This window comes from Armatimonadia bacterium, from assembly GCA_039679385.1.
Lineage (GTDB): Bacteria > Armatimonadota > Zipacnadia > Zipacnadales > JABUFB01 > JAJFTQ01.
The window spans coordinates 19,965-42,152 of sequence record JBDKVB010000050.1 but is presented as its reverse complement, the minus strand read 5'-3'; the positions used below and the strand labels follow the sequence as shown (position 1 = coordinate 42,152).

The window sequence follows — 22,188 nt, the reverse complement described above, 5'->3', positions numbered from 1 at the left end:
ACGGACTATCAGGGGAGCGTAAGCTCGCCCACACTCTCGAGCACGAAATCCGGCTGCAGGGCTGATTCACCGAGATTGCTGCGACTACCTGCCCCCGTCAGGACCAGGGCCGACCCCATGCCATTGTTCCGTCCGAAGGCGATGTCCGTCTCCAGGCGATCGCCAACCATGAGGCATTCCGCCGCAGGGACGCCGAGTCGGTCCAGAGCCAGCCGGGCCATGACAGGTGAGGGCTTGCCGGAGTACAGCTCGACCTTCCTGCCACTGCAGGCCTCGACCGCTGCAGCGATCGACCCGCAGTCGGGAACGAAGTCGCCACCCTTCATCGGGCAGGCAACATCGGGGTTCGTCGCCAGCAGTCGCGCACCCTTCCGTAGCGCATGGAGTGCTATGTCGAGCTTGCGGTAGGTGAAGTCGCGGTCCCAGGAGAGCACGACGACCTCGGCCTCCTCGGGCTCGTTCACCAGTCGGATTCCGACTGCCGTCAGGTCCTCAATCACCGGGGCCTCGGCAATGACGTAGGCGCGTGCACCAGGCATCTCCTGCGCCAGGTAGTGGGCCATCGCACCGGAGGAGTTCAGCACCTCGTCCTCGCTTGCTGCAATTCCGAGCGCAGACAGCTTCGCCGCATAGGAGCGCCGGGTGGCGATGGGCTTGTTGGACAGGAACATGACCTTGCGCCCGGCTGCACGCAGGGAAGCGACAGCCGCCTCTGCCCCGGGGATCAGTTCCGGTCCGAGGTAGATCGTGCCGTCGAGGTCAAACAGGTAGGCCTGGTAGTCGTGCGGTGTTCTCACGGGATCCGTCGGTCTCCCTTTGGGCTACGGGCCGAGTGACAGCAGGTCAGGGGCAGGAGCACTCCCAGTCCTCCTCAAGCGTCCGTGCGACCTCGACGAGGACCTCACGCAGGAAGGGCAGACGTCGGCTCATCAACTCGCCGACTTCGCCGCCGGTGAGCGGCTGGTCTGCGATGCCCGCTGCGTAGTTTGTGACCACGCAGATCGTGGCGTAGCACAGGCCTGCCTCCCGAGCCAGCACGACCTCCGGAACGCCGGTCATCCCGACGAGATCGCCTCCGAGTTGCTTGAACATGCGGATCTCGGCCGGTGTTTCGAAGCGTGGCCCCTCGGTGCAGACATAGACAGCCCCGTTCTCGATGGGCTCGCCCTTGCCTGTCACGACCTGCACGGTCTTGTCGCGCAGGACCGGGCAATAGGGCTCGGTCACATCCACATGGCGCACTCCGCTGTCCTCACCATCATAGAACGTGAGCGGGCGCGCCCGGGTGAAATCGAGGAACTGGTCGGGAAGGACAAGATGGCCCGGAGGGAGGTCGCGGCGAATCGAGCCAACCGCATTGGTGGCAAGGACGCAGCGGCAGCCCTCCTGCTTCAGCGCCATAACGTTAGCCCGGTAGTTCACGCGATGAGGCGGAATCTGGTGGTGAGAACCGTGGCGCGGCACGAAGAGAAGCTCCCGATCTCCCAGGGATACTCGTGCCAAAAGGGCTGTACCGTAGGGTGTCTCGACGGCGACCGGAGCGACCGCCGAGTCCCCGAGTTGGTACACGCCCGTTCCGCCGATGATTCCGATTCTCATAGCAGATCCACCTGTCTTCCTTCACGCGCCGCTTCGCCGGCTACGGGAACACGCAGTACCCGGGTCGTGGGATGAGTGCCCCGGCGATACCGAAGACGCCGCCGATGAAGAAGTCGCCCAGCACGAGGCCGAGGAACAGCGGCAGCAGCTTGCGGTAGAGCTTGTAGCCACCGTAGCGCAGGATGTTGGTCTTGAGCAGCCAGGCGAGGAAAGCCGGGAACCACGTCCAATGGACGGTCCGCTTGCTCATGGTCACCGCAAAACCGATGGGGTGGAAGGGCCACCAGACCTGGCTGATGCGCATGTAGGTGAGGAAGGCCATGAAGGCGCCGCCGAGCAGCGTGAAGCCCAGGGACAGCCAATTGGTCGGCTGGGGCGTCGTCAGCCAGGAAGCCAGGCGCTTGTAGGGCGTCACCGGCACATCCATGAACCGCCAGTTGTTCATCGAGATGCCGCCGTGCTGGTAGACCACGGTCATCATTACGTAGGTTGCGAGGATCGCCGTATACAGGATGGCCATGCCCATTCCGGCCACCGTCTCACGTGTGCTGATCTTGCTCTCCCCGGCAAGTTTCAGCCCCTCAAGCTGGCAGGGCATGAGTGTTGCCGGTCCTCGGAACTCCACCGTCTGCCAGTGAAAATGCTGCAGGGCAGTCAGGTTCCGCGGGCCGAAGCCGCTGGTGCCGACGAGCGTCACCAGGAACTCTTGCACCGTCGAGGGGCCGCTGATACATCCGAGACCGGCCTCCGCGCGAATCCTGGTCAGCGCCATTGCGAAGACGAAGTAGAGGATGAAGAACACTGCACCCACCACGAGCCCCATGCCGAGGTAGGCTGCGAACACCAGCATCGCGACCATTCCGACAAGGGCCCCGAGAAGTGCCCACCGATAGGTAGCCGCATCCTCGCGTGACATCCAGGAGACCGTGCCGCCGAAGGCCGCTCGGAACACATCGGCGTAGTAGCGCCGACTGATCCACAGGCCGAAGACGATCAGCACGATCCAGGCGCCGATGCCCTGCTGCTCCTCGAAGGGGAACATGGACATCCCCGCCTGGCCGACACCGGTCCAGCCAAGGGCTCGCCCAATCACCCGCTCAAACTTCCCGAAGAGGTAGAAGAACCAGACGGAGAAGGCGACCTCGGTGGTCAGCAGGTAGCTGAAGCCGATCAGACACGGGTACAGGTTGAGAGTGAGAGTCCCCATGGCGTTCCAGGGCGGCTCCCGGAAGTACTTGTTCATCGGGATGGACTTGATCTCCATGAAGGGGATCTGCGGGTTGTACACATGCAACCCCTGGAAGGTGTGGGGGATGGCTGCCATCAGCACGCCAATCCAGGTATAGGGGTTGCGCAGGAAGCCGTTGATGAGACGCAAGCGCCCATCTTCACCCTCTTCGTCCTTGGCCATCTCCAGTGGTAGATACACCAGAGGAAAGGTGAGGCGTTCGCGGTCCACCCACTGCTTGCGGATGATCAAGTTCAGGCACACCATCACCGCGAACATGCTCAAACTGTACAGCAGCCACAGCGACAGCGGACGCCACCACACCTCCCAGGGCACCCCGGACACCCCTGATTCCCAGAACTCGCGCACGGCCTTTGCGTCCTGTGGTGCTGCCCACGCGGGTCGGAACTCCCCGAACATATCCTCCCACTTGTTCTCCGGGCGCTGGAAGTAGTACGACGAGGAGATCGAGGGAAGCAGGAAGTGGACCAGTCCGATGTCGGCAATCGGCGAACCCACCATGAGCATGGTGTACAGCATCACCAACTGCCGTCCCCGCAGCGCCACGGAGGGCCATAGCGCTCGCAGGAGCGGGTTCAGAACCGCTACCACCACGAAGAGCATGAACACGGCGCTGATGGAGGGCTGGAGGCTGTTGAAGCTGGTGCTGTCGACGACCAGGGTCGAGGTCTCGATCCACAGGACCATCACGGTCATGAGGACGACGAAGAGAACGATGACCCGGCCGGTCAGGGCCCGGGAGGACTCAGAAGAGGCGGAGGCTGCTGTCTTCATGGAATCGGGATCGCGGTGCGTTGGGAGTACGTGCCGTCAGTCCTGCGACTGCACGCCGGGGGAGTGCCTGCATGCGCCAGACACAGAAGGCCGGGCAGACGCACGTGCTGCCCGGCCCTCTTGTCTCAACTTTCGTCAGAGAGGCTACTTCTGGGCCTGGTAGTTGGCCTTGGTAACCTCTGTGATTGCGCCGGTGAACAGGTCGATCTTGATGCACTTCTCGACCTCGCCCAGCACCGTTCGCGCGTAGACGGATTCCTGGCCGCGTACGATCGGGACATCCATGGCGACCGTGCCGTCGGCGGCGATCTTGTCCTGCGCTACCTGCTGCTCTTCGCCCGCCTTCGGCGAGACGAACAACTGGGCGCCCGGGGTCACCATGAAGGTGATGGACATCTTGACTGCGCCGCTGAGGGTCGCTGTGCGGAAGCTTGCGCTGACCTGGCGACCGAGCTCCTCATAGACCAACTGCTTGCCGCCATCGGGGGTGGCGCGGTACCGCAGGGCCTCGACCAGCGCCGGGAACTTCGAGACGTCCTCGAGAGTGAAGCTCATCGCCACGCCGCCGTCCTCCTGCTTCGTGACCTCGACAGCCTTGTCCAGAGCATAGCCTGCCACGAGCTCCTTGATGCGGTTTTGCTCTGCCTCGTCGGTGAGGCTGGAGAAGGACAGCGAGCTCTTGACCGATACCGGCGGGATGGCGGGTTCTGCAGGCTTGGCCGGTTCCGCTGGAGCTGCCGGTGCCGCAGGTGCTGCCGGAGTCGTTGCCGCCGGAGCAGCGGGTTCCGCAGGCTTGGCGGGCTCTGCCGGAGCTGCCGGAGCTGCCGGTGCCGCGGATGCTGCCGGGGTCGTGGCGGCCGGAGCAGCGGGCTCCGCAGGCTTCGCGGGTTCTGCCGGAGCTGCCGGTGCAGCGGGTGCTGCCGGGGTCGTTGCCGCCGGCGCAGCGGGCTCTGCAGGCTTCGCGGGTTCTACTGGAGCTGCCGGTGCCGCAGGCGCTGCCGGAGTCGTTGCCGCCGGAGCAGCAGGTTCCGCTGGCTTCGCGGGTTCCGCCGGAGCTGCGGGTGCCGCAGGTGCTGCCGGTGCGACTGGTGCCGCTCCCTTGCCAATCGTGATGGTGGCGATCAGGTTGTCGGGGGAGAAGCTCTTGGGCTCGAGAGGGATGGCCCAGATGCGCTTCGCGTCGCCACTATCGAGGACCATGCTGAGGGTGCTGGAGTGGAAGGGCCAGGTCGGCTGACCGGTAACCTTCGTGCCATCCTTGCGCAGGACGGTGACCTGCTTGAGCTTCCACTGGGCATCGGAACCGGTGGCCCCGTCGCCCCAGTCTGCCTCAATGCTGGCGATGTCGCGGGCCTGAATGCTGACCTGCTGATCGCCGGCCTGAAGGTTCATCTGGCCGTAGCCGGGGAGTAGGTTGCCTACACCGGAGCCGAGCACGACGCCCAACTCCGCAAGCTTGATGACCCCGGAGAAGGACTGACCATTGCGCAGTGTTACGGTTCCGACGAAGTCGCTCCCCGCCTCCTGGGCCAGTACCGGGATAGTCAGGGCCAGAAGCAGACACACGACTGCCGCTCTGGCTCCCCACGCTGCTCGTTTCACGTCGGTCACCTCGCTTGGAGAGATGGTTCAGGCTTACCTTGCTGTGCAACCGGACTGATCTGTCGGACACCCCGGTCGGTGCCGGGGAAGGGTGCATCCTTGTGCGTACTCCTCGACAACAGAACGCACAAGAGCTCTTCCTGATCCCTCAACCTCTCCGCCGTCGGGCCTCCAGCATCTCCACGAAGGCCTCGATCCGCAGCCGATTCCGCGCGTCCAAAACTGCGGGCTTGTCGCCCTCCAGCGTCAGCACCGGCACCGGCAGTTCGCGCTTGATCAGCAGGTCCTGAATCTGGCGGAAGCAGAAAGTCTGGACGTAATGGACAACCCCGTCCAGGCGCCGCCGCTCGATCTCCTGACGTACATCGGTGATGCGCCCAAAGACGTCATAAGGATAGGTATACCGTGCATACTGCTCCAGCAGCTTGCAGCCCAGATACGGAAGCATCGCGAACTGCCGCGGGATCTCATTGAATACTACCTGCACGCCGAGCTTCTCGAGCGCCGGGTACAGGTCGCTGATGATGGTCGGGACGCCAATCACACCCAGGCGAACCCGGCCCCGTGAGGGCTGCCGCGTCTGCGCCTGTGCAATAGTCTTCTCCACCTGTACTGCAAAGCCCTCCACGTCTGAAGCAAAGTCGCTCGCACTCACCAGGTAGTACTGATTCTCAGCCCCGGTGACGAGTTCCTCCTCCCAGGTCAGCCGGTCCAACTCGGCCAGTCGACGACGAAGGGGGACGAGACTCTCCCGTGCCTGCTCCGCAGCCTCCCAGGTTGTGCCGAGACGCTCGGCCAGTCGCTGGATCTGGTGGCGCAGCAACTCGCGGTCGCGGTCATAGGGGTAGGCGAAGGGGATGACCTCGACGCCCGCTGCCTGAAGGGTCTCAACCATCGCGTGAGTCTGGCTGCAGTCGCCCTGGGTGACCGCAATCACCCGGTCGATGCCGCGCTCCAGCACCGTCGCGTAGATCCCCTTGATCCACCCGCACACATTCCGTGGATAGCCGTCCATCTCGGCACGGGCCACCAGACCGTCGCGCTGCAGGTCGCTGATGAACAGGTTGTTGAGGTCGACCGGCGTCACTTTGGCCGCCAGCAGCACCTCCACAGGGACAGTTGTCGTCAGCCCGACACGGTCTTGCATAGCCCACCTGGTCTTGTGAGACTCCGGCGCAGCGGCTCTAGAGGATCCCCAGCAATCGGTGACACTGAGGAATCACACGTACGTCCTCCAGGAAGGAGGCGGCGGCTTCGTACAACTCATGTAGCTTCGCCGGGTTCGGCGCCGGGAGACCGCAGTCCAGGGGCGTCACCGGTTGCAGGATCAGCGGGCCCCGTGGCGAGACTTGGGCCAGCGCTGCACAGGCCTCGGCGACCTCGCAGGCGCAGGTGTCGCCCGTCACCACCATCTTGAGCCAGACCTGGGTCTTCTGGGCAACCTCGTAGCTGTGGACGAACCGCTCGGCCGGCACGGGAACCTGCAAGGTCGAGGCCAGCTTGAAGTCCATCGAAACGTAGTCGAAGGCGCCGATCACCGCCTCCAGCTCCTCGGGACGGTGGCCTGCAGTCTCCAGATAGGCGCCAAGTCCCAGTCGCCTTGCTGCCTGGGCGAGGGAGAGGGCGAAGTCAGGGTAAAGGAGCGGCTCGCCACCGGTCAGCGCCATCGAGTGGAGAGGAAGCGGACGGGTCGGCGACTCCGCGGTGACGTCGAGCCCTGCTGCCGACAGCACCTCTTCCGCCGTCAACGATCCAGGTAGCTCCAGCCAGTCCCCGGAGGCTGCCTGCTGCTCGACACGACAGGCTCCCGTAAGCTGCCTGGCGGCCCTTGTGTCGCAGTAGCGGCAGGTGAGGTCGCAGCCTCGTACCCGCACGAACAACTGCCTGACTCCCACCAGTGGCCCCTCCCCCTGGAAGGAGGTGAAGACTTCGGCCAGCGGCGCGACCGCACTCATGGTACCGGCCTCACCTTGCAGCGGGCGACTCGAGCGCTGTCCAGCTCCGCGAGGTAGGCCGCCATCAGCTCCTGGGCGAACTGCGACGGGTCAACGCCCAGCTCAGCCAGACCGATTGCCGCCACCGGGGCGCCGGTGGGGTCGATGTTGATGCCCAGGTGGATCAGTGTCGACACGGCTGAAGCTGTGGCGATGGACACCGACAGCTTTCGCTCCCGGACGAACAGATCATCGCCCTTGCGCTGCAGGTCGGCCACCTGGAAGTGAGTCTGCAGAACTTCGCCGGCCAGAGCCACCAGAAGCCGCTGACGCAGTACCGCCCTTTCCAGGTCGGTGTCAAAGAACTCGACCAGGAAGTGCTGCATCAGCCGCGCCCGGATCGACTCGGAGGCGGCCACGTCGGCTAGGTCTACCATGTGCTGCAGCGCCACCTCACAGGGCCCGGCGAAACTCACGATCGCATCGCCGAGGATCCCGAAGGTCTCGAAGGCCCAGTGGGAGCGCAACTCCTGGCCGGTGTAGGCGATCGACTGACTGGACAAGTGGGACTTCATGGTATGACTTGCTCCACGGCGACAGGAAGTTCCTTCAGCCAAAGCACAGCGACCGGCCCGTGGGCCGGTCGCAATCACTTCCCTGGGTTCGTTACCTCCGGGTCGAGGGGTCGCGTCAAGCCGGTCGACGATGGAGGAGACTGCGTGAGCCTCATCGACCTGGACCTCCCCGACGCCGGGGACCTCACTGCTTCTGGGCGCGTCGCGACGCCTTGTACCGCATGTACTCCAGCGCCACCTGGGTGGACGACAGGTCGCAGAAGGTCCCGACCTTGTCGAAGACGCGGTTGAGTTCGCGGTTGTGAAGTGCTTCGCCGCCCGGGTCACTGGTGCGGACCTGGGTGTCGACTTCGTACAGCATCGGGAGCGACTTGACCAGCAGGTTCGCCAGTACGGCGGGCATCCGGCGTGCCTCGGTTGCGGAGAAGAGGACGACCAGACGCTGGTGGAGGTCCGCCCAGGCGGACATACTCGTGCGATGGGCCTGAAGCTGCTCTACCTGGGCCCGCAGCTTGTCTTCGTTCTCGGCCTCGCGTCGCTTAGTGCTCTCCCAGGCCTCTGGGGTCGCGCCCTCAATGCACTTGATGTCGAGACGCCGACCGGTGCGCGCCTGGAGAACCTCCAGAATGCGGGTCTTGTTGATCTGGGTCTCAATGTAGCTGGCGTGGCGCATGTCCCGCGGCTCGAAGCCGATGATGAGCGTATCGTCTTCCAGTGCCAGCGGTTTCGCGGCGGCGGCCGCCTCCCAGAACGGACGGTTGATCGGGCCCCGTCGTATCGCCTCATTAACCTGTTGCCACAGTGCCTCAAGGTCAAGACCGTCAGCCATCGATGATGCCTCCCGGCTTCCTGGCGCGTTGACTTTCCGCCCTGCCCCTTGTACCATGCCCCTGGCCAAACCGCAGCACGCACCACGACAACTCGCTCGGCCGAAACGACCAAGCAACGTCTGCAGATTATAACACAACCCGGGGGAATGCGGAAGTCTCGCAGGAACGGCCGGCAAAGACCACCCGGCCCCGTCTGTGGCCCTGAGGGCGAGCCTCGCCTTGTGTCTCGCTCCCTGGCTTTCGCTTGTTGACGCCCGAGGGACACTAGCCCCGGCGGCACCCACAGCAAGGATGTTGTCTGATGCGCGAACGAGCCCCGATCCTGAGTACGGAAAGCCCTACCAAGATCATTGCCACCCTTGGCCCGGCCTCTGCGGAGGAGGACGTCGTCCTGGGCATGATCGCAGCCGGCGCAGACGTCTTCCGCCTGAACTTCTCTCATGGTGACCACGACTCCCATCGCGAGACCTTTGAGCGCCTTCGCCGCCTCGAGAAGCAGACGGGACGCTATCTGGGCACGATCGCCGATCTCCAGGGCCCCAAGATCCGCACCGGCTGCCTGGTCGGCGGTGGCCCCGTTGATCTCGTGGCCGGTCACTCGCTGACCATCACCACCGAGGAAGTCCAGGGGACCTGCGAACGCGTCAGCACGACCTACCGGGCACTCCCGGAGGACGTTAAGCCCGGCGACCGCATCCTCATGGATGACGGCCTCCTGGAGCTGCGCGTGGTGGAGGTTGCCTGTCCCGAGGTCCGCTGCGAGGTCGTCACCGGCGGGCCACTTGGTGAGCACAAGGGGATCAACCTGCCGGGCGTCAAGGTCACCGCACCAGCCCTCACAGCCAAGGACCGCGCCGACCTGGAGTTTGCCCTTAAGCTCGGCGTCGACTACATCGCGCTCAGTTTCGTGCGCTCCGCCGTCGATGTGGCTGTGGCAAAGGACGCCATCGCCGCCCTCGACAGCGACGCGCCGGTCATCGCCAAGCTGGAGAAGCCGGAGGCCATCGAGGACCTGCCCGGCATCCTCGACCATGCCGACGCCATCATGATCGCCCGGGGCGACCTCGGCGTGGAGCTATCGCCGGACCGGGTGCCGATCCTGCAGAAGCGGATCATTCGGGAGTGTGCCGCGCGACGGATTCCGGTCATCACGGCGACGCAGATGCTGGATTCGATGCGCGAGCATCCCCGGCCGACGCGCGCGGAAGCTTCCGATGTTGCGAACGCGATCCTTGACGGCACCGACGCCGTGATGCTTTCCGGTGAGACGGCGGCGGGGCGGTACCCGGTCGAGTCCGTGGAGATGATGCGCCGGATCGCTCAGGCTGCCGAGGAAGAGCTGTTCCTCGGACCGCACCTGGAGACCCGGATGGAGGGCGAGGACTACCTTAGCATTGATGACGCTCTCAGCCGGGCCGCTGCACGGATTGCCGAGGACCTCAAAACCGTGGCCATCGTCGCCTTCACACAGACCGGCAGTACGGCCCGATTGGCGTCGAAATGCCGCCCTCGCGTTCCGATAATCGCCGCAACACCCTTGCCTCGGACGGCGCGACGGTGTACCCTCTACTGGGGCGTACACCCGGTCCTGATCGCTCCCGTGCAACATACGGATGAGATGTTTGACGGCATCGAGCGTCATCTGTGCCAGGAGGGCCTGGCGCAGCCGGGGGATGTGATTGTCGTCACCGCCGGCACACCCGTTGGCCAGCGTGGAACCACGAACTTGATGCGGCTCCTGGTCGTCAAGTAGCCGCGAGGGTCCAGGCTTGCGGTCCTCCGATTCACGTGAGCACCACCCGCAAGCAACCTTCTTGCCTGGACCGGTAGACTGTGACCTTAATGATTGCCAAACGAACCCTATCCGTTGCCATCCTGCTTCTGATTCTGGGACTGTCCCCGTCGGCCTTTGCGGTGACTGTGCGGGTCGCCGGTCGACTCGCAAGCTCAGACCCCGCACCCGTTGAGTCCTCTGGGCAGCTCCTGTTACCCTCCAGCTTTCTCACCGACCGGCTGGGTCTTCGCATCGATCCGGGCTCCGACGCGAGCTCCTGGTGCCTCTCCGCCTACGGGCGAGTCGTGACCGTGCGCCGTGACTCGACAAGCTTCCTGGTGGGCAGCTTCAGCGCGCGCTCAATCCAGGCTCCGCGCGTCATCGGCGGGCGCCTCTTTGTTCCGCTGGAGATCCTCTCGCGGGGCTTCTCCTTGCTGTGGGACAAGTCGGGCGACACCTACGACCTGCGTCCCCTCGGCGGCGCTGTGGACGAGGTCCGCGAAGGTTGCTACAACGACTATCTGCGCTTAGTGGTCGACCTTTCGGCCTCGGCCGTCTACTGGTCGGCCTGGTCCGCCGGCGAGTTGACCGTGGACATCGCTCCACCCTCGCCTCTGCCGCGAGACTGGGGCGCCCTGCGGCTCTTCACCTTCACCGACTCGCTGCAGCCGCGGGTGAAGGCCTCAATCACGGACGCCGGCTGGACACGTCTCACGATCAGCTACGCCGCGAACACCCAGCCACGTCTCTTCACGCTCGGCGAGCCCTATCGTCTGGTGGTGGACATACCACGTACGGCGCCGCTGGTCACGCCCTCGCCGACGGTCGCGGCGCAGACGCCGGCTGTGCAGCCTCTGCCCGAACCTACCCTGGCTTCAGCCACGCCGTGGGCTGTGCGCAACTTCTCGACAGAGCGCGGGCCGGTTCGCGTGTATGTGCTGAAGGCCTTGCCTACGTCTCTGCGCCCGGCCCTGGCCGCCTCGACGCTCCGCCAGCGCTCGCGCACCAGTGCCATCGCTCGTCGCGAGAAGGCACCGGCCGCTGTCAATGGCGGCTACTTCGACTGGCCCGGCCCAGCCCTCGGCTGGCTCGTGATCGACGGTGAGTGGATCAAGCACCCGATGCTGAGCCGGTGTGCTTTGGCGATCACCGAGTCCGGGCAGGCCCTCATGGGCCGTGTCCGCTTCTCCGGTTACGTACAAGTGGGCGCCCTGGGGACTCTCACGCTCGAGGGGATCAACACCGGACACCAGGCCACGAACGGGACCGTCCTGTACACGCGGCGCTGGGGTCAGGAAGTCCCTGCAGCTCCAGGGAAGGTGCGCCTCGCCGTCTCGCAGGGCGGCAGCATCACCCGCGTAGACCTCGACGGCAGCTACATGGCGATCCCGGCCGACGGCTATGTCCTCTCGGCCTCAGGAATCGCCGCCGACAAGATTCGTTCCGCCCGTCCCGGAATGTCCGTCTCCATCAGCCTCGGTACGCTTCCCGAGTGGCCGAAGGTCCGGCATGCTCTCGGTGCGGGCCCGCAGCTCGTGAGGAACGGTCAGTTGTGTGTCACGTCGGCTGAGGAGTCCTTCCGCGGCGACGTCACCCGTATCAGTTCCCGGCCGGCTGTCGGCATTGATGCCACGGGTAACATCATTGTCGCCGCTGCGGAGGCCGAAGAAGCCAGGGGCGTCTCCTGCACCGAGATGGGGCAGATCATGCTCAAACTCGGATGCCGCGACGCCATGGCTCTTGACGGCGGCGGGTCGACCACCGTCGTCTCCGGAGATCGGGTGCTGAACAGTCCCGCTGACGGCTCTGAGCGCCCCGTCTCCAACGCGCTTCTCGTTTTCGGCCAGCCTCCCTCCTGAGCCTGGCTGAGGGGTCTGGTCCGCAAGCCGGTCGCAGCAATCTTCTGACGCAACCCTTGGGGCCCGATACCCACTGCCCGGGAGCCTGCGCATGGCAACTCGCCGACGCTGGTCTGTCCTCCTCTCCCTGCTGCTAGCCTCGGCAGGGGTCTGCTGCGGACAGCCCGCTGACCCTCCTGCTCTCACGATCGGCCCCACGCGGGTGACGCTGGACGACGCCGGCGACACGACGCCGATCACCGGCTATGCCCAGCTTGAGACCTATCGCTCTCCCATCGACAGTACCGACCAGAGCTATGGTGTCTACGTCCCCGGGAAGCAAAGGCCCCGTGGTGGGTACCCGGTTGTCCTCCATGCCCACGGCTACGGCTGGTCAGTGAATGCCAACTTCTCCGACTGGCAGAAGGACTGGGCCGATACCAAGGGCTGGCTTCTCGTGCAGCTGAATGCCCGCGGGCCGCAGTTCTACTGGGGCATTGGCGATATCGCGACCAAGGAGGTCATCGACGACCTCGATCAGCGCTTCGGCATCGACCGTCAGCGGGTGTACATCACCGGCGGGTCAATGGGTGGCACCGGAGCCTATCGTCAGGGCATAGCGCACCCGGAGCGGATTGCTGCAGCTGTGGGTGTCGATGGCTGGACCGACTTCCGCGAGTGGCACTGGCACTACTACTCCCGCAAGGACCAGCCCGACGACATCGAGGAGTTCCGTCGCCCGCTCCTGGAGGCCGCTTCGCCGCTGTACTGGGCCGACCGCGCACTCTGGGGCGACGTCTACATCATCGCCGATGCCCTGGACAACGTGGTGTATCCGTGGCAGGAGTCCAACCTGTACGCCCGCTTCCTCGACCTCAAGGGGGCACAGCGGCACACCTACGACTCGGGTATGACCTTCAACGCCGGCAAGGGCCATGGCGGCGGCTATGACCTCCCCTGGATCTACAACTACTTCCTCACCCGGGCGGCTCAGCCGCAGCAGCGGAGCTTCCGCATCGTCACACCGCTCCTGGAGTTCGGCGAGATGTACTGGGGACGCATCGACCGCTTCCACTTCCAGGGCGAGAGAGCGCTGCTGGAGGCTGCCTGTCCGGAAAGGACGCAGGGAACGCCGACCGTGGAAGTCATCACCGACAACCTCGACACCTTTACGCTCTACCTGCCGCTGAGTCCCGCGGCCGAGGCGCCGCAGGTACAGGTCTACGTCGACGGCATTCCCTCCTACCTGGGTCCAGCCCGCAACCTGTCCTTCGGAAGTATGCGCGACGTGGACGGCAGAATCATGGGCTGGGAGCCCGTCGAGGACGTCCCTGCGTCAGCAGCCGGGCACTCCTCGGCGAACCTGGTCAAGACGCCTGACCTGTGCGGTCCGCTTGGGCACGCCTTTCTGACAGCTTTCCGGGTCTGCTACGGAACCATCGGGCCTGAGGAGGATCAGCGCCGGCATCGGGAGGAGGCCACGGCCTTCGCCAAGGGCTGGAACGACTTCATGGTCCACGGCCCGGGCATCGAGCCAGTGCCTGAGGAAGACCTCTCCGAGGCTGACCTGGAGCGCACGACCCTGGTGGTCTTTGGCTCGCTCGAAACGAGTCGGCTCCTCAGCCAGGCCCAGGCCTGTCGGCCCATGCCGGTCGAGGTCCACAACGATAGGATTGTCGTCCGCGATCCGCTTACCGGCGACCGCGAGTACCTGGGGCGAAAGTTCGGAGCCTTCGTCGTCTACCCGAACCCGCTGACCGAAGGCCGCAGCTACCTCGTAGTCTGCACGGGCCGCTACGCGAGCAAGGCGGACGGCACCGAGTTGCGCGGACTCGAGTACGACCTGGAGAAGCTGTGCTGGGGCTATCCCGACTACCTGGTCCTCAACACCTCGCAGGCCGACTTGCCGCACGTTATGAACGTCAACAACAAGCCGCCGGTCACCTGCTATGAGGCGGGCTACTTCGTCGAGGGCGGGTACTTCGACCAGGACTGGCAGCCGGATCGGCGACTCACTTTGGAGCGGGTTCGTCGCACAAAACCGGACGGCGTACGTCTGATTCACGTGGCCGAGGTGAAGGTCGAGAGCACGAGCCAGTCCTTGCCCGTGATCTCCGCGGTGGACGGCACCCCGGTGGATCCTCCCCGGACGGCACTTCGAACGCCAGTGCTTTGCGCCACGGTGAAGGTCGTCGACAGCGTGGGGAGCCCGGTGCGCCAGGCGAGAGTCACAGGCAGATGGCTCGGGCTGGATAGTGACGCTCTCTCCCGGCCGACGCTTACCACGGGTGTTGCCTACTTCCCGTATCCTGCTGCCACCTGGGGCACGCCGCTGCCACGGTTCCAGGTGCTCAATGTGATGGCGACGGCGGCGGAGTATGACTTCGAGGCCGATGCCCTGCCGGGCAGTTGCTGGGCATCCGCCGACGGGATGCTGGCCTTGCGACCGAAGCCGCAGGTGCAGTGCGTTGAGGGCGATCTCCCTGTAAACGTGACGCTGGAGGTCGCGAACCTGTGCGACAAACCGGCCTCGGTTCTGTCCAACCTTGTGGGACCGACGGGTGAAGTGACCACACCTGAAGAGCCCCTCCCTCTGGATCCAGGCAAGTCCGCTCTGCGAACGATCCGTTGGCTACCCGGGGGCCCCCTTCCTTCGGGTCGGTACAAAGGACTTGCTCAGGCCTGGGGCGACGGCGAAGTCCTTCAGTGTCCCGTCGAGTTCCTGGTAGCACGCCCACCATCGGCGCCGGTCCGCATCACTTCGGTCAGCGCCAAGTCAATCGCCACGGACGAGTCCTACCAGGTGAAGGCCAAAGTGCGCAACCTTGACACGCGTAGCCCTGTGACTGTACAAGTTGTGTGCACTCTTGTGCAGGGCTTCCGACACCTGGCCTTGCAGCAAGCCACCCTGGGGCCCGGACAGGCCCTTGAGTTCACCTGGAATCCGGAGCCCGACGAAGACCCCTTGCCCCAGGGAGAGTACAACGCGCGCGTGACGGTGCTGGGGGCTGTTGGAATCTCCGAGGCCGCGACCTTCCAAGTCCATGCTTCGCTCGACTAGCAGACCTTCGAAAACCGGGAGCCGAAGTGATGCGACCAGAAGCGTCCTCCGACGCTTCACTTGTGAGTGGACTTCCTACTCATCGTAGTACCGCACAATTCCCTCCATCGAAGGAGCTCAGAAAGATGAACCCTATCCTCCACAGACTCGCGACGGTGCTCTCCGCACTCGCCCTGCTTCTGACTGTAGGCCTCGTGCAGGCCGAGCCCGATACCCCGACCACCATGCCGGCGACTTCTGGTACCCAGACCACCTTGCCGACGACGCCGGTAGCCCCGGTGAAGCCCTGGCTCGTACCGGGCATGGCAGCCGGTCAGGAGATCGTTGGCCCGGACGGGGCCACCCTGGTCTGGGTGCCGGCCGGCCAGTTCCAGATGGGCATGGAGGGTGCCAACCCCGACGCCCGACCGACACATTGTGTCAGTATCAGCAGAGGATTCTGGCTGGGTAAGTGCGAAGTCACCAATGCTCAGTACAAGGCCTTCTGTCAGCAAGCCAAATACACTTTCCCGGCGCGCAGCGATCAGGGCGACGATCACCCGGTAGCCTATGTGAACTGGGACGACGCCATGGCCTACTGCAAGCGCTTTGGTCTGTCACTGCCCACCGAGGCGCAGTGGGAGTGGGCCGCCCGGGGTCCGGAGAATCGCAAGTACCCCTGGGGCAACGACTACGACCCGAGCAAGTTCTGCTCCAAGCAGAACGTCGGTCCGAACGGCGCGACCTATCCCGTGGGTAGCTTCCCGACCGGCGCAAGCTGGTGTGGTGCGCTGGACATGGCAGGCAATGTCTGGGAATGGTGCTCTGACTGGTACGACGCGAAGTACTACGGCAAGTGCCCGGCCAACGACCCTGCGGGACAGCCTAAGGGCACCTATCACGTGGTTCGTGGTGGCGGCTGGCTGAACTTCGGCAACCTGTGTCTGACCTCCGTGCGTAGCTACTACCTGCCCTTCGCCGGCTACAAGCACGGCGGCTTCCGCTGCGTGTTCGTTCCCGCCAAGTAGTGACTCTCCGGGAGCGCACCTGCGGAAGCTTGCTGCGCTCCCACCGGCACTCGCCTTGCGGAAAGGACTTCCGACCATGAAGCGTGTCCGTCTCTTGCTGCCGGTCCTGCTGACCCTGGGCGTCGTCTGCCTGTGCTCCGCCGACAACCCCGTACCCCTGTCGCTGATCTCCTCGGCACAGGCGCTGCACGTAACCTTGTCAGCAGGTTCCGATCGTGCGCTGGTGCGCGAGAGCTGCTCGGTGCTCCTTCCTGCCGGTAGGAGCGAGGTGCGGTTCCGCTGGACTGACGAGCAGATCGACGCAGCCTCGCTGGACCTGCGTGGTCCGGCGGAGGCCAAGATCGGCGGGGTCCGGCAGCCGGTGGGCGAGACGAACACCTACGCTTGGCCCGTGGACTGCCCGACCGCGGGTGCCCGCGACTTCACCATCTCCTACTTCCTCAAGGGCCTGACCTGGACGCCCACCTACCGCCTCACGCTCAGCGCGGACGGAAAGACGGCTTCGCTCACCGGTCGGATCCACCTGACCAACGACAGCAAGCTGGCCCTGCGCAACGCCTCCCTTGACCTGTGTGTAGCGCCCACGGTGGCGCTGAGCCAGGACGCCGATGTCGCTCGCGAGGGCACCTACTCCATCGCCGACTCAGCGGAGATCCTGCCGGGTTGGCAGCGTCGCTTCGTGTTCGTGAGACTTCAGGACCTGCCCGCGAGCACCCTCTACCGGGCCGATACGGATGCCTTCAAGCAGGACGTCCACCGGCTCGTGCTCCTGGACCTGCGCAACCTGCCGGGAGCCGGCATCCTCCCCAAGGGTCACGTCGAGATCGAGCAGATCCGCGATGATGTGCGGGCCTGGGTCGGTGCCGACGATCTTGAACAGCAGAGCGACAAGGTGACCGAGTTCGATCTGGGCGTGGAGCGCAACCTGGTCTTCGAGCGCAAGACGCTCTCGCGCAGCAAGACCAGCCTTGAGATGGACAAGACGGGGCGCGTGTCGGGGTACGACGTCGTCGAGGAGACCTCGGCCCTGTTCCGCAACCACCTGGACACCGCGGCAACCGTCGAGTTGGTCGAGAAGACGCCGGGGAAGGCCGTCATCGCCGGCAAGCTCGCACCGACCACCAAGACCGCCAATGAGTCGCGCTGGACACTGACCGTCGAGCCACAGACGGAATCCGAGGTCCGCTTCACCTACACGCGCAAGATCGGCACTCGCGCCGACTAGGCGAGCCTCTTGCCGCGGCAAGCGGTTCGGGCCTGCTGCCCTAGACTGCGGCGGCAGGCCAGGCGTTCAGCCGTTCGTGGGCGAACTTGAGGGCTTCCTGGTACAGCGTCAGTTGGATGTCCAGCATGTCCTCGTGGGTGACCTGGAGTTTCCCGGCGATTCCTGAGGGTGATTCGAAGGTCATCGAGAGTGCACCGCTCACATGATAGAGTGCGCCGGTCAGGTTCAGGGGCTCGATGGCTCCGCTCTCGCCGTCTGCTCTGGGCGTGAAGGGGCGCGAGTTTGGAAGCCCCGCCGCTTCGAAGGCCACCTGTACTCGCCGGGCGAACTCCGCCGCTTCCCTCTTGATGTGCAGCGGAACATAGGCCGGCTGCAGTATCGCCGGCGCCGCTTCATGCGAGTGCAGGCCAAGGATCAGCTCCGGCGCCTCCTCGCGGGCGACCTTCAGGATCGCCGGTGCCTCGGTGCTCATCGGCGCGGTGAACTCGTCGTGCATCGGGTTCACTCCGGCGTCGTTGAAGTAGGCGCCCCGATGGCCGACGTTGTCGCCGACCATCGGGTGCTGGGCCTTGCACTCCGGCCAGTCGCACAGTCGGCCGTCCTTGTAACTCCCCTGCGCCCAGTAGCGGAACTCATAGAAGTCGCAGTTCATGACGCATCCCGGGCCGAACCGCGCCAGCCCATCCGGGTTGCCCACCGGGATGACCAGTAGTCGGCACGACTGCGCCAACTCCGTAAGCTCTGGCCACAGCTTTCCCCTCAGATCCTTGCCTGTCTCCAGCACCTGCAGCAGGTTCACGCAGCCGGTGCTGGCGGTGGTTTCCTCCCCGTGCACCGGCCCCAGGATCATGACCACCGGCCGTGTCCGGTGCGTCTTGTCCGCATAGGCCGTGAGGTCGCGGGCGCCGACCGCGGAGTTGAAGTTGGCCTTCGAGACAAAGGGCTCTCTGTCGTTGTACTCCGCCACGAAGAGCGGACGGCCACCGGGTGACGTCGCGATCTGCCGCACCGAGCCCTTCTGGTAAGCCTTCACGCGCGCGCAGATGGTGGTCAGGTCACCGGCCCAGAAGGCCGGATGCTGACAATGGAAGCTGGGCTTGAAGTCGGGTTGTGGCTCGGTGCGCATGACGGCCTCCTGTGGTCAGGGGTCAGCTTATCTCTCGCGGCGAGTCCTCGCCGGGTTCCCAGTTCGCCACTGCCAACGCCAGTGCTCGCACTGCCTGCGGCGACTTGACCCCCGGACTCGCCTCCACGCTGGAAGAGACATCCAGGCCGGCAGCAGCGCTCACGGACAGTGCTTCCGCGGCGTTCGCCGGGGTTAAGCCTCCCGCGAGTAGGACTGGTACCCGGCAGCTTGTGACGACCTGCGCGGCAAGCTCCCAGTTCATAGGGACGCCAGTGCCGCCGCTGATGCCCTTCACCTTCGAGTCGAGAATCACCTTCGCCACTCCGGCCTGCGCGAGTTCCTCAGCTTCCGCGGCCAGTTCGCCGATTCTCCGCCGGGCTTCATCGCTGTCCGCAGGCATGGCCAGCACGCCCCAGATCTCGGTGGGGGAGGGGAGACGCTGTGCGAGCTTGTGTGCCAACTCGGGGCTTTGCCCGCCATGGAGTTGCACGGCAGCAGCCTGCGCAGTCCTTGCGACCTGCTCCAGCAGGCTCAGGTCCTCGGAGACCGTCACCACGACTCCCTGCCGGGGAGCGCAACGCAGGAGCTTTGGCAGCGTCTCGCGCGACAGGCTGCGTGGCGACCGCTCGACCTCCAGGATGGCGCCCAGGTAGTCCACCCCGAGGCGCTGGGCGAGCCGGAGGTCCGTCACTCGTGTCAGCCCGCAGACCTTCAGCAGTCTCCGCTGGAACATGCTGCTCGGCACTCCTTGCAGGGGTTCTGCAGAACCCAGTTCCGCCCCGGGGCCTCGCGGCCCCTTGGCTGAATTCCGGCGTAGTCCGGGTACGAAAAGCGGGCGAGAGGCAACTGAACCCTCTCGCCCGCAAGGGCGTCGGTGCGTTCTGTCCGGCAAGCTACAGCTTCGGGAGCTCTGCCAGGGACTTCTCCAGGTCGGCGTCGGCCATGGGCTGGTCCGTGAGCTTGCCCTCGAAGTAGGCGTCGTAGCCCGGGAGGTCCAGCAGGCCGTGACCGCTCCAGTTGAGCAGGATGACGCGCTTCTCCCCGGCCTCCTTCGCCTCGAGAGCCTGGTTGATAGCGCAGCGGATTGCGTGGGAGGTCTCCGGCGCCGGAATCCAGCTCTCGCTGCGGGCGAACTGCACGGCGGCCTCGTAGCACTCCAACTGGTTGAAGGCCTGGGCCTCGATGACCTTGTCCTTGAGCAGTGCCGAGACCAGCGGCGAAGAGCCGTGGTACCGCAGACCACCGGCGTGAACCGGTGCCGGGACGAAGTTGTGCCCCAGGGTGTACATCCGCAGCAGCGGGGTCATGCCGGCCGTGTCGCCGAAGTCGTAAGCAAGCGGGCCGCGGGTCAGGGTCGGCGAGGCTGTTGGCTCTGCGGCGATGATCCGAACCTGCTTGCCCTGGGTCAGCTTGTCGTAGGCAAAGGGGAAGGACATGCCGGCGAAGTTGGACCCGCCACCGTGGCAGGCGATGACCACATCCGGGTACTCGCCCGCGATCTCCATCTGCTTCTTGGCCTCAAGACCGATGACCGTCTGATGCAGCATGACGTGGTTCAGCACGCTCCCGAGGGAGTAGTGCGTGTCGTCACGCTTGACGGCGTCCTCGACGGCCTCAGAGATAGCCATCCCCAGCGAGCCGGGTGTGTCCGGCATCTCGGCACGGATCTTGCGGCCGAACTCGGTCTGTTCGCTCGGGCTGGAGTAGCAGGTTGCTCCCCAGGTCTTCATCTGCAGCCGGCGGTAGGGCTTCTGCTCGTAGCTGACCCTGACCATGTACACGATGCATTCCATGTCGAACATGCTGCAGGCCATCGCCAGCGATGCGCCCCACTGCCCCGCGCCGGTCTCAGTCGTCAGACGGTTGATGCCTTCTGCCTTGTTGTAGTACGCCTGCGCCACGGCGGTATTGGGCTTGTGGCTCCCCGCCGGACTTACACCCTCGTTCTTGTAGTAGATGTGCGCCGGGGTGTCCAGGGCCTTTTCGAGGGCGTAGGCGCGGAACACGGGCGTCGGCCGCCAAATCTTGTAGACCTCGCGGACCTCGTCCGGAATCTCGTGCCAGCGCTCCGCGCTCATCTCCTGTGCCAGCAGCGCCATGGGGAACAGCGGCGCCATGTCCGCTGCGGTCAAGGGCTGACCTGTCACCGGGTTCCGCGGCGGCTGCAGCGGCGTCGGCAAGTCTGCGGCGACGTTGTACCACTTGTCAGGGATCTCGGATATCGGCAGGTCGATTCGTCGTTCGCTCACAGGTACGTCTCCCCTTTCGGCAGCCGCGCAACTCTTGGGCTGCGTCTGCCTCTTGACGTGGCCCTGCTCTCCAGCGCGGTCGCGGCTCTCCCTTCCGCAACCGGCCCACCTTGCCGGCCAATAGGAACCAGCGAGAATTGACTTATTCTACCCCGTCTGTCAAGATACCTGCTGCACACGCTTAGCGTCAACACGCCGCCTCAGGCGGGTCCAGATCTGGCCTTCGCGTATCCCTCTTCCACGAAATGATGTGACTGCTCTTGCCCGAACGGCTCCTGTATAACCTGACCTTCGATGAGTTCGCCGCCTGGATGAACAAGCACGGCGAAAAGCCCTTCCATGCCCGCCAGGTCTTCGAGTGGGCGTACCGGCACAACGCCGCCTCCTTCGAGGACATGACGAACCTCAGCAAGGAGCTACGCCTCGACCTCGCCGAGACCTTCCGCGTGGGACCCTTGCAGCCTGCGGCTGTCTCTGCCGGTGCTGAGGCCACCAAACTCCTGCTGAACCTGCCCCATGAGAAGGGCGGTTCGGTGGAGTGCGTGCGGATCCGCATGGGCAACACCTACACCGCCTGCCTCTCGACCCAGATCGGCTGCAACGTCCGCTGCACCTTCTGCGCCACCGGTCAGCAGCAGTGCGAGCGCAACCTGTCCGTGGGGGAAATCCTCCTCCAGCTCATCAGCCTGCGCGCCAAGGGCCTCACCGGTGAGGAGCCTGCGACCGCCGACGAGCCCTTCTACCCGGTCTCGAACGTGGTCTTCATGGGCATGGGCGAGCCCTTCCACAACTACCCGGGGACTGTGGCGGCTGTGCGCATGCTCACGGACAAGCGCGCCTTCGGGATGTCACCCTCACGGATCACGGTCTCTACTTCGGGCGTCGTGCCGATGATCCGGCGCTACACCCAGGAGGGGCTGCGCACCGAGTTGACCATTTCGCTGAATGCCTCCAACGATGAGGTCCGGCAGCGGCTCATGCCCGGCGCGTCCAAGTGGCCCCTTTCCGAGGTCGTCGCCGCCTGCAAGGAGTACAGCGAAGCCACTGGCGGCCAACCGGTGACCTTCGCCTACGTGATCATCGAGGGCGTCAACGACCTCCTTGACCACACGCGAGAGCTGGGGAAGCTCCTGCGTCACCAGCCTCACCATGTCAACGTGATCCCCCTCAACCCGGTGAGTCACGCGAACCTGCGGGCCCCGAGCAAGGAGCGGATCAACGCCTTCATCCATCACTGCCGTCAGTTCGGTCTTAACGTCAGCTTGCGCCACAGCAAGGGCGTTGAGATCGACGCAGCCTGCGGACAACTGCGAGCCCGCCGTCAGGGCTAAGTCACGCCTGGCCG

The 22,188-nt window shown here is 65.0% G+C and carries 17 protein-coding genes; 6 read left to right on the top strand and 11 right to left on the bottom strand.

Annotated elements, in window-relative coordinates:
- Nucleotides 1-8: 8 nt before the first annotated feature.
- The 8 genes from ABFE16_04915 to ABFE16_04880 all read right to left on the bottom strand — a co-directional run bounded on the left by ABFE16_04915 (nucleotide 9) and on the right by ABFE16_04880 (nucleotide 8,562).
- Nucleotides 9-797, bottom strand: coding sequence for an HAD-IIA family hydrolase (locus ABFE16_04915; GenBank protein MEN6344624.1), 789 nt, complete (start codon nucleotides 795-797; stop codon nucleotides 9-11).
- Nucleotides 798-843: 46 nt separating this feature from the next.
- A complete protein-coding gene (gene mtnP / locus ABFE16_04910) occupies nucleotides 844-1,599 on the bottom strand; it encodes an S-methyl-5'-thioadenosine phosphorylase (protein ID MEN6344623.1) in 756 nt (251 codons plus the stop codon).
- A 40-nt stretch (nucleotides 1,600-1,639) separates the two neighbouring features.
- Entirely contained in the window at nucleotides 1,640-3,622 is a 1,983-nt protein-coding gene (locus tag ABFE16_04905) for a DUF6785 family protein (protein MEN6344622.1), read from the bottom strand.
- Nucleotides 3,623-3,766: 144 nt separating this feature from the next.
- The gene (locus ABFE16_04900) at nucleotides 3,767-5,224 is read right to left on the bottom strand and encodes a hypothetical protein (GenBank protein ID MEN6344621.1); all 1,458 of its coding nucleotides are present in this window, start codon (nucleotides 5,222-5,224) and stop codon (nucleotides 3,767-3,769) included.
- A 148-nt stretch (nucleotides 5,225-5,372) separates the two neighbouring features.
- A complete protein-coding gene (locus tag ABFE16_04895) occupies nucleotides 5,373-6,371 on the bottom strand; it encodes a 2-hydroxyacyl-CoA dehydratase (protein ID MEN6344620.1) in 999 nt (332 codons plus the stop codon).
- A gap of 37 nt (nucleotides 6,372-6,408) precedes the next feature.
- Nucleotides 6,409-7,179 carry a 7-carboxy-7-deazaguanine synthase QueE gene (locus ABFE16_04890; GenBank protein MEN6344619.1) on the bottom strand — a complete coding sequence of 257 codons (771 nt, stop codon included), beginning with the start codon at nucleotides 7,177-7,179 and terminating at the stop codon, nucleotides 6,409-6,411.
- Nucleotides 7,176-7,733, bottom strand: a complete 558-nt coding sequence (locus ABFE16_04885) for a DUF366 family protein (protein MEN6344618.1) — start codon at nucleotides 7,731-7,733, stop codon at nucleotides 7,176-7,178. Before ABFE16_04885 ends, ABFE16_04890 begins: the two co-directional genes overlap by 4 nt.
- Nucleotides 7,734-7,917: 184 nt before the next feature.
- The gene (locus ABFE16_04880; protein MEN6344617.1) at nucleotides 7,918-8,562 is read right to left on the bottom strand and encodes a hypothetical protein; all 645 of its coding nucleotides are present in this window, start codon (nucleotides 8,560-8,562) and stop codon (nucleotides 7,918-7,920) included.
- Nucleotides 8,563-8,864: 302 nt separating this feature from the next.
- Here ABFE16_04880 and pyk point away from each other — a divergent pair, with 302 nt between their 5' ends.
- The 5 genes from pyk to ABFE16_04855 all read left to right on the top strand — a co-directional run bounded on the left by pyk (nucleotide 8,865) and on the right by ABFE16_04855 (nucleotide 17,468).
- Nucleotides 8,865-10,316 (top strand): pyruvate kinase, encoded by a 1,452-nt coding sequence (gene pyk, locus ABFE16_04875; GenBank protein MEN6344616.1) that lies wholly within the window; start codon nucleotides 8,865-8,867, stop codon nucleotides 10,314-10,316.
- An 89-nt stretch (nucleotides 10,317-10,405) separates the two neighbouring features.
- A complete protein-coding gene (locus ABFE16_04870) occupies nucleotides 10,406-12,196 on the top strand; it encodes a phosphodiester glycosidase family protein (GenBank protein ID MEN6344615.1) in 1,791 nt (596 codons plus the stop codon).
- A gap of 91 nt (nucleotides 12,197-12,287) precedes the next feature.
- Nucleotides 12,288-15,236 carry a prolyl oligopeptidase family serine peptidase gene (locus ABFE16_04865; GenBank protein MEN6344614.1) on the top strand — a complete coding sequence of 983 codons (2,949 nt, stop codon included), beginning with the start codon at nucleotides 12,288-12,290 and terminating at the stop codon, nucleotides 15,234-15,236.
- Between the two features lie 125 nt (nucleotides 15,237-15,361).
- Nucleotides 15,362-16,243 carry an SUMF1/EgtB/PvdO family nonheme iron enzyme gene (locus ABFE16_04860; protein ID MEN6344613.1) on the top strand — a complete coding sequence of 294 codons (882 nt, stop codon included), beginning with the start codon at nucleotides 15,362-15,364 and terminating at the stop codon, nucleotides 16,241-16,243.
- 76 nt (nucleotides 16,244-16,319) lie between these two features.
- Nucleotides 16,320-17,468: a hypothetical protein gene (locus tag ABFE16_04855; protein MEN6344612.1), complete on the top strand. Its 1,149-nt coding sequence runs from the start codon at nucleotides 16,320-16,322 to the stop codon at nucleotides 17,466-17,468.
- 40 nt (nucleotides 17,469-17,508) lie between these two features.
- Here the strand turns inward: ABFE16_04855 and ABFE16_04850 are convergent, their stop codons facing one another.
- The 3 genes from ABFE16_04850 to ABFE16_04840 all read right to left on the bottom strand — a co-directional run bounded on the left by ABFE16_04850 (nucleotide 17,509) and on the right by ABFE16_04840 (nucleotide 20,843).
- Complete coding sequence (locus ABFE16_04850; GenBank protein MEN6344611.1) at nucleotides 17,509-18,594, bottom strand: M14 family zinc carboxypeptidase; 1,086 nt, start codon at nucleotides 18,592-18,594, stop codon at nucleotides 17,509-17,511.
- A 22-nt stretch (nucleotides 18,595-18,616) separates the two neighbouring features.
- Nucleotides 18,617-19,327, bottom strand: coding sequence for a phosphoribosylanthranilate isomerase (locus tag ABFE16_04845; GenBank protein ID MEN6344610.1), 711 nt, complete (start codon nucleotides 19,325-19,327; stop codon nucleotides 18,617-18,619).
- A gap of 160 nt (nucleotides 19,328-19,487) precedes the next feature.
- Nucleotides 19,488-20,843, bottom strand: a complete 1,356-nt coding sequence (locus ABFE16_04840) for a TrpB-like pyridoxal phosphate-dependent enzyme (GenBank protein MEN6344609.1) — start codon at nucleotides 20,841-20,843, stop codon at nucleotides 19,488-19,490.
- A gap of 260 nt (nucleotides 20,844-21,103) precedes the next feature.
- On the opposite strand from ABFE16_04840, the gene rlmN reads away from it, so the two are divergent.
- On the top strand, nucleotides 21,104-22,174 hold the full coding sequence (gene rlmN, locus ABFE16_04835; protein MEN6344608.1) for a 23S rRNA (adenine(2503)-C(2))-methyltransferase RlmN: 1,071 nt from the start codon (nucleotides 21,104-21,106) through the stop codon (nucleotides 22,172-22,174).
- Nucleotides 22,175-22,188 lie beyond the last annotated feature (14 nt).